The following is a 6,932-nucleotide window of genomic DNA, read 5'->3' on the forward strand; positions in this document are numbered from 1 at the left end:
CTCTATTAAGGTCATTACTATTTTAATATAAATCAGCCAAAAAAGCGATGCTTTTGAAGGAAATCCAACCTAAGACGGAGTCCAAAAATGAATCACCCAGAAGAGCTCCTTCTTATGGACAGACAAGAAAAGGCCGGGATCCGTCATCCCAGCCATCCATTTCTATTTTTCACATTCTTGTTTGATCAAGTCCATCAAAGAGTTGCGGTCTAAGATCCATTGGGCCCGTTCGTCCTTCTCATAGGTCCGGTTAGACAAAAAGATCACAGCTTCCTGCCTCTTTCGATTGTACATGATGAAGGTTCCAGTATAGCCCGTATGATCCAACCAGTCACCCTCTAGATTCCATCCGAGAGCGCGGGTCTTGCCCTCTTCACGCGCAAAATTCTGAGACAAGTCACGCGCAAAATCATCCTTCAGATAATGCTCTAAGAAGCGCTCTAGATCAGCAACAGTTGAAAAAAGTCCAGCACTTCCCGCATGACAGCCCAATACTCTCGCTTTGGGATCATGAACACTTCCAGAAGCAAGGCCACGGACCGTTGGCACCGCCTTTTCGACCGGTCCAAACCGTGTCTCTGTCATCTTCCAAGGTGTAAAGATCAGCTCTTCAAATAAACGATCCAAGGGCTGGTGAAACCTGTCTTCTAACCAAAAGCCCAGCAGAAGAAAATTGACGTCGGTGTAATGAAAACTCTTGTCTTCTTTCAACTGCAAATTTTCAAGAGCTGTTTTCAACTGTCTCGCATCCAATTGATCCCGGTTGGGGATAAAAGGATCCAGCCCAGAAGTATGGGTCAAGAGTTCCCGGATGGTCGTCTTCTCATGAGCAAAACGCGGGTAAAACTCTTTAAAGGGACGATCGAGCGGAAGCTCCCCTTTCGCATACAAAAAAGCACAGATGGTAGCGACTCCGACGACCTTGCTGACACTGGCCAAATCATAGACCAGATCAGCCTCTACTGGCTCACCTTTTTCAGGGTCCGCAAGTCCTAGATAGTGCTCACTCCACTGACCATTGCGGTAAAGCGCAAGAGAGGCACCTGGATAGATGCCTTCTTGGATTTGTTCGGTAATTTTTTCGATGATTGCCTTCACGCTCATCACTCCATTCTTATTCTTCATAAGAAATATGGACCTGATCTTGATTGGCTTCAAACCAGAGTTCGATCTGGCTTAGATCCTTGGCAATCAAGAAAGTTCCCTTACGGTGCACAAAATCGACAGCTTCTCCCAAGCGTTCTTTCAAGTCTTCCACATCAAAAGATGCCAATTCGACCTTGATCATGCTCAAATCCCAAGTCACCTTGTTCTCCACTTGGAGATCTTCTCCCTGGGCTTCCTGCAAATGGATAAAGCGGGCAAGATCTGGCAAGCGTCTGTAAAGCTCCTGAGATTGGGCCAGATCGGCCACATTGACTTCAAGAAAGTCCACATCAAAGCTGGTCAAACCCTTGAAATCTTCTGGAAGCTCAACAAGAGGCGCTTTCTCCAAAGGCTCTAGACTTTCAAGATTTTCTTCAGCATGCACGAAAACGGTATCTCCTTGAGGAGACACAACTTCAAAGGCGCGACCAATAGCTCCTTGGTAAAGGGCGCTTGTTTCTGGCTGGCGGGCCAACAAATAATCAATTTCTTGAGCTTGCGCCACTTTCACCACAATTCGACCCAATTTCTTTGGACCTTCGACCTTACGCGAACGCATACTCGGTGACTCTTCTAAGACAATTTTCTCTACTTTTGAGGCATCTCCTAAAGATAGGAGAGCTCCTTCTTCCACTAATACTTTCATTCCCAATGTCTCTTCATAAAAGCGTTGATTGACATTTCGGTTATTCACTTTCAAGACTGGGATCACTCTTACGATCTGATTTGCTGTCATACTTTCCTCCAAGCACTTTTTATTGTAAAAGATTTTCTGGCTTTTTACAAGAAATCTTGTGCAAAAAAGACAGATTTTTCAAAAATAAAAATCTGTCTTTCTTTTTTTAGTATACTGTTCGTGTATGGACCCGCCCGTTTGGAGCTTCAAATTCGTATTCTAAGTAATCCTGATAGGTCCCTGGTGCAATCACTCCACGCACATCTAATACAGCCGTTCCTGCCTGTCCCACAATGGAATCTGCTAACAGGCAGCAATTAGTAGACAGAACAAAGTAAGATTTAAAACGCGAAGAAGTAAATTTATATAGCTCAGCCCCTAAATCATATTTCAATTTGTAAGCGTAGGTCGGCTGACCGTCTTCCAGTAACCTCCTAGGTGGATCCCAAGGTTCTAACAACTGATCAATTTCAGCTAGACGCTTCTCTACTGCCTGATTCTCTTCTTCGGTAAGGGATAGGCTGTAGCCAAACAGCGTCTTTTGACTCTCTTTTTTACATAGTTCGATGTATGGTTCCTTATCCACTTTAAACAGTACGCCATCCCCAATCGTCCCAAATAGACGCTCTGAAAAGGGATCGTAACTTCCGTAAGAAATGACCTTCCCCTGATAACAAATATCTACATGCCCAATCGCTCCAAATAAGTTGCTGTCAGAAGTATGAACCAAAATTTCTAATTCCCTTGCCTCTTCTTCTTTTTTCACCAATCGATAAGGGCCTGTGTGTCCCGCCGAGCTCCCTTTTTGAAGAAACTGGTTAAACCGTTTTAACTCCTTAGCAGGGATAAAGGCTGCAAAGATAACCGGTAGGCTAATACGAAAGCGACGTTTTAACTCTTGGCCTTGTTGGTCTTTGTCAAATAAAATACCATCTCGAATATTAGAAATCCCCAACAAGACCAGATAAGCCCCCAAGAGGATAAATTGGAAGTGCCCATCTGAACCAGGTTCCAAGACAGTTGCTAGACCAAGCCCACCGTTTAAAAGCGCATCCCATAAATAGAGCCAGCCTCCTTTTACCCGATTGGCCTTATAAAGCCAAAATGTGATCCCATAGACAATGGCACTCCCCAACTGATATGCCCCTAAACAAATCACAACTAAGTTTACGGGCAGACTACTCAGTCGATTCAACCAGATCAACGCAAGTGAAAGAAAAATAAACCAAATAGAGTGGCTATAGGAAATAGACTTGCTACGTAACAAAAAGCGAAGAAGAAAGCTTCCTAGTCCATCAACTAAAAAGTAAATGGCTAATAGATCCAAGGAAAATTTGGTGAAACCAACGCCGTTTCGAAAAATGAGAATCCCAAAAATGACGGCAAGAACCCCAAACAATAAGGTCCGTCTTCTTGCAACTTGTTCAAAAGATATTTTTTTCAATATTCCTTCTCCTTATAGACGAAAGGTCTTTAGACAAATACTATTTTATCAAGTATAATATAAGAAGTAAAGAAAAAAGAAACTGATAAAAGGAGCAGTCTATGAAATACAATCAATATAGCTATCTATCTGTTGACCAAAAAGACATTCTTAAGGAACTAAAAGAAATTGGGTTTGACCTTCCCACCCACCTCCCAGAAAAAGAACTGTTTGAATGGTTTGTCCGCAAGGTTTACTTCACCTATAAAGATACAGATTATCCCCTCTCTAACCTAGTGGTGGATTCTAAAACAGACTTTTTAACGTATATCCAATCTGACTGCGAATGGTCTCCGAACATTTTTTACACAGTAGCCCTCCAATTACTCGGTTTCCGCTATTTTATTGATTTTGAAGATACGGATAGCTTCTTGAAAGAAGTCCAATTTCCGATTGAGTATGGAAACTTGGTAGAAAACCTCTATCACCTTCTCAATACTCGAACAGTAAAAGGAAATTTACTCATCGATCAGTTGGTCAGCGATGGCTTGATTCCTGAAGATAACCAGTATCACTATTTTAACGGCAAGAGCCTCGCAACCTTTACGAGCCATGATGCCATCCGCGAGGTCGTCTATGTGGAAAGTCGGGTCGATACCGACAAAGATGGTCTGCCAGACTTGGTCAAGGTCAGCATTATCCGTCCTCGCTATGAAGGCAAGATTCCAGCTGTTATGACCGCAAGTCCTTATCACCAAGGGACCAACGATAAGGCCAGCGACAAGGCCCTCTACAATATGAATGTCGACCTCGAGGTCAAAGAACCTCATACCATTCAAGTAGAAGTACCTCAATTAGAATTGGTGGATCCTGTCGGTTCAGCTGAGCTAGTCGATGAAGCTGAAGAAACTCTCACCCATATCAATTCCAGCTATACCCTCAACGACTACCTCCTTCCACGCGGCTACGCTAATCTCTACGTATCTGGAGTGGGGACAAAAGATTCGCAAGGCTTGATGACCAATGGAAATTACCAACAAATCGAAGCCTACAAGAACGTTATCGACTGGCTCAATGGCCGTTGCCGGGCCTTTACAGATCATACACGCAAACGTCAAGTCAAAGCTGATTGGTCTAATGGAAAGGTCGCAACCACCGGGATCTCTTACCTTGGAACCATGTCTAACGGCCTTGCGACCACAGGTGTGGATGGTCTAGAAGTCATCATTGCAGAGGCTGGGATCTCTTCTTGGTACAACTACTACCGCGAAAATGGCCTCGTGACAAGTCCTGGGGGCTATCCAGGTGAAGATTTTGATTCACTTGCCGAATTGACCTACTCACGCAACCTTCTAGGTGGAGATTATTTACACCACAATGTGGCCCACCAAGCCGATCTTGATCGCGTCAAAAAAGAGCTGGACCGCGCTTCTGGGGACTACAACCAATTCTGGCACGATCGGAATTATCTCTTAAACGCAAATCGTGTCAAGGCAGAGGTGGTCTTTACCCATGGCTCCCAAGACTGGAACGTCAAACCGCTTCACGTCTTTAACATGTTCCAAGCCCTTCCAGCAAGCATCAAGAAGCACCTCTTCTACCACAATGGTGCCCATGTCTACCTCAACAACTGGCAGTCCATTGACTTCCGTGAGAGCATGAACGCCCTTCTCTCTAAAAAATTGCTGGGCTACGATTCAAGCTATGAGTTGCCAACTGTCATCTGGCAGGACAATACAGGAGAACAAAGTTGGACTTCCTTGGAAGACTTTGGCAATCAAACAGCTCAGCGGACATTCTCACTGGGAGATGGTGAAAAAGTTATCCAAAATCGCTATGAGACAAAAGATTACGAGCGCTATGGCAAGGCTTATCCGACCTTCTTAAGCGATCTCTACCAAGACAAGGCCCAACAAGTGACCATCGACCTTCCAATCGAAGAAGACCTGCACCTCAACGGGAAAGCTCGCCTTCACCTGCGACTTCACTCCAGCACCAATAAAGGTCTTCTCTCAGCCCAACTCTTAGAGCTTGGAAGCAAGAAATACCTCCAACCCTATCCTGCTGTCTTGTCAGTCCGTACGCTGGATAATGGTCGCTACCATATGCTAGACAACTTGACCGAGTTGCCATTCAAGGAAGCGGCCCAACGAGTCATTTCGAAAGGTTATCTTAACCTCCAAAACCGGCATGACCTCTTAGAGGTTGAGTCCGTAACACCAGGCGAGTGGATGGAATTTGACTTTGATCTCCAACCAACTATCTACAAGCTCGAAAAAGGTACAACTCTTCGCTTGGTCCTTTACACGACGGACTTTGAAATCACTGTGCGTGATCAAACCGATTACCAACTCACCATTGACTTAGCACAATCAAGCCTCCATCTTCCTGAAATGACAGAGGCCCACTAATCGTGGTATCAAGGCTTAGCCTTTCTTTGCTTCATTTGACAGCTTAGCCTACTTATGTTACTATCTAATAGAGTATTTCATAGAAAAAGATATTAGAGGAAGTTATGGCGATTGAAAAAACTGTCAGCGAAATTGCTGAAATTTTAGGAGTCAGCCGCCAGGCGGTCAATAACCGTGTCAAGGCGCTGGCTCCAGAAGATACCCAAAAAAACGAAAAAGGGGTTACCGTTGTAACCCGTAGTGGCTTGATCAAGCTCGAAGAAATCTACAAAAAAACTATTTTTGAAGATGAGCCAGTCAGCGATGATGTGAAGCAACGCGAATTGATGGAAATTTTGGTAGATGAAAAAAATGCTGAAATCGTCCGTCTCTACGAGCAACTCAAAGCCAAAGACGAGCAACTCGCTAAGAAAGATGAACAGTTGCGCGTGAAAGACGTTCAAATTGCTGAAAAAGACAAGCAATTGGACCAACAACAACAATTGACTTTACAAGCAATGAACGACCGCGATACCTTGAAACTTGAACTCGAACAAGCCAACGAAAAAGTTCAAGAGCAAGAAAGCAAAGGTTTCTGGGCACGCGTTTTCCGTCGATAATCCGGGGCTGGATCTTACCAGTCCCTTTTCTTTTCTAGCACAGGAGATTTTCCATGAAAACATTAGAAGATTATATCGCCTTCGATCTCGAATTTAACCAATACGAAGGTGCCTATCAGATCATCCAAGTGTCTGCCGTGCGTTTTACGGACGGTAAAGAAGTCGATCACTATGACTCCTACGTCTACACCGATAAGCCTCTAAAAAGCTTTATTAACGGCCTCACTGGCATAACCCAGGACAAGATCCAAAATGCTCCACAACTAGAGCAGGTCCTCGGCGAATTCAAGGCCTTCGTTGGAGACCGCCCCTTGATTGGATACAATGCCAAAAAGAGCGACCTTCCCATCCTACTTGAAAATGGCTTGGATTTAGAAGGGCAATACGCTGTCGATGTCTTTGACCAAGCCTTCGAACGTCGTCCATCTGACCTTCATGGCATTAAAAATCTCCAACTCCACACCGTTGCAGCATTTCTAGGAGTCGCAGGAAGATCGCACGATAGCTTAGAAGACGCCCGCATGACAGCTCTTGTCTACCAACAATTTCTCGAATTTGATCAAGGCCGTACCCTCCTTGAAGAGCAAGAGAACTTCTCCACCAACCCCTTCGGAGGCTTGGACTTATCCGGATTCTTTGATGAATAAAAAGAGAGAGTGGGACAGAAATCGGTAATT

The 6,932-nt window shown here is 44.4% G+C and carries 6 protein-coding genes; 3 read left to right on the forward strand and 3 right to left on the reverse strand.

The annotated features are described in order from the left end of the window. Window positions 1-162 precede the first annotated feature (162 nt). From HMPREF2686_RS04535 to HMPREF2686_RS04545, 3 genes are all read right to left on the reverse strand, one after another. Window positions 163-1,104 (reverse strand): serine hydrolase domain-containing protein, encoded by a 942-nt coding sequence (locus HMPREF2686_RS04535; protein WP_037599403.1) that lies wholly within the window; start codon window positions 1,102-1,104, stop codon window positions 163-165. 10 nt (window positions 1,105-1,114) lie between these two features. Continuing rightward, on the reverse strand, window positions 1,115-1,882 hold the full coding sequence (locus tag HMPREF2686_RS04540; protein WP_023919171.1) for a CppA N-terminal domain-containing protein: 768 nt from the start codon (window positions 1,880-1,882) through the stop codon (window positions 1,115-1,117). Window positions 1,883-1,988: 106 nt separating this feature from the next. After that, the gene (locus tag HMPREF2686_RS04545) at window positions 1,989-3,266 is read right to left on the reverse strand and encodes an HdeD family acid-resistance protein (RefSeq protein WP_023919173.1); all 1,278 of its coding nucleotides are present in this window, start codon (window positions 3,264-3,266) and stop codon (window positions 1,989-1,991) included. A gap of 101 nt (window positions 3,267-3,367) precedes the next feature. Here HMPREF2686_RS04545 and HMPREF2686_RS04550 point away from each other — a divergent pair, with 101 nt between their 5' ends. The 3 genes from HMPREF2686_RS04550 to HMPREF2686_RS04560 all read left to right on the forward strand — a co-directional run bounded on the left by HMPREF2686_RS04550 (window position 3,368) and on the right by HMPREF2686_RS04560 (window position 6,902). Next, window positions 3,368-5,656, forward strand: a complete 2,289-nt coding sequence (locus HMPREF2686_RS04550; RefSeq protein ID WP_070449394.1) for a Xaa-Pro dipeptidyl-peptidase — start codon at window positions 3,368-3,370, stop codon at window positions 5,654-5,656. A gap of 104 nt (window positions 5,657-5,760) precedes the next feature. Further along, window positions 5,761-6,255: a DUF536 domain-containing protein gene (locus HMPREF2686_RS04555; RefSeq protein ID WP_003008835.1), complete on the forward strand. Its 495-nt coding sequence runs from the start codon at window positions 5,761-5,763 to the stop codon at window positions 6,253-6,255. A 53-nt stretch (window positions 6,256-6,308) separates the two neighbouring features. After that, window positions 6,309-6,902, forward strand: coding sequence for a 3'-5' exonuclease (locus HMPREF2686_RS04560; protein ID WP_070449396.1), 594 nt, complete (start codon window positions 6,309-6,311; stop codon window positions 6,900-6,902). Window positions 6,903-6,932: the final 30 nt, after the last annotated feature.

Source organism: Streptococcus sp. HMSC057G03 (assembly GCF_001808745.1).
GTDB classification, from domain to species: Bacteria; Bacillota; Bacilli; order Lactobacillales; family Streptococcaceae; genus Streptococcus; species Streptococcus parasanguinis_Z.

Excerpts from the sequence above, each read along its gene's own strand:
- HMPREF2686_RS04535 (WP_037599403.1), bottom strand. The coding sequence starts at position 1,104 with ATGAGCGTGAAGGCAATCATCGAAAAAATTACCGAACAAATCCAAGAA.
- HMPREF2686_RS04540 (WP_023919171.1), bottom strand. The coding sequence starts at position 1,882 with ATGACAGCAAATCAGATCGTAAGAGTGATCCCAGTCTTGAAAGTGAAT.
- HMPREF2686_RS04550 (WP_070449394.1), top strand. The coding sequence starts at position 3,368 with ATGAAATACAATCAATATAGCTATCTATCTGTTGACCAAAAAGACATT.
- HMPREF2686_RS04555 (WP_003008835.1), top strand. The coding sequence starts at position 5,761 with ATGGCGATTGAAAAAACTGTCAGCGAAATTGCTGAAATTTTAGGAGTC.
- HMPREF2686_RS04560 (WP_070449396.1), top strand. The coding sequence starts at position 6,309 with ATGAAAACATTAGAAGATTATATCGCCTTCGATCTCGAATTTAACCAA.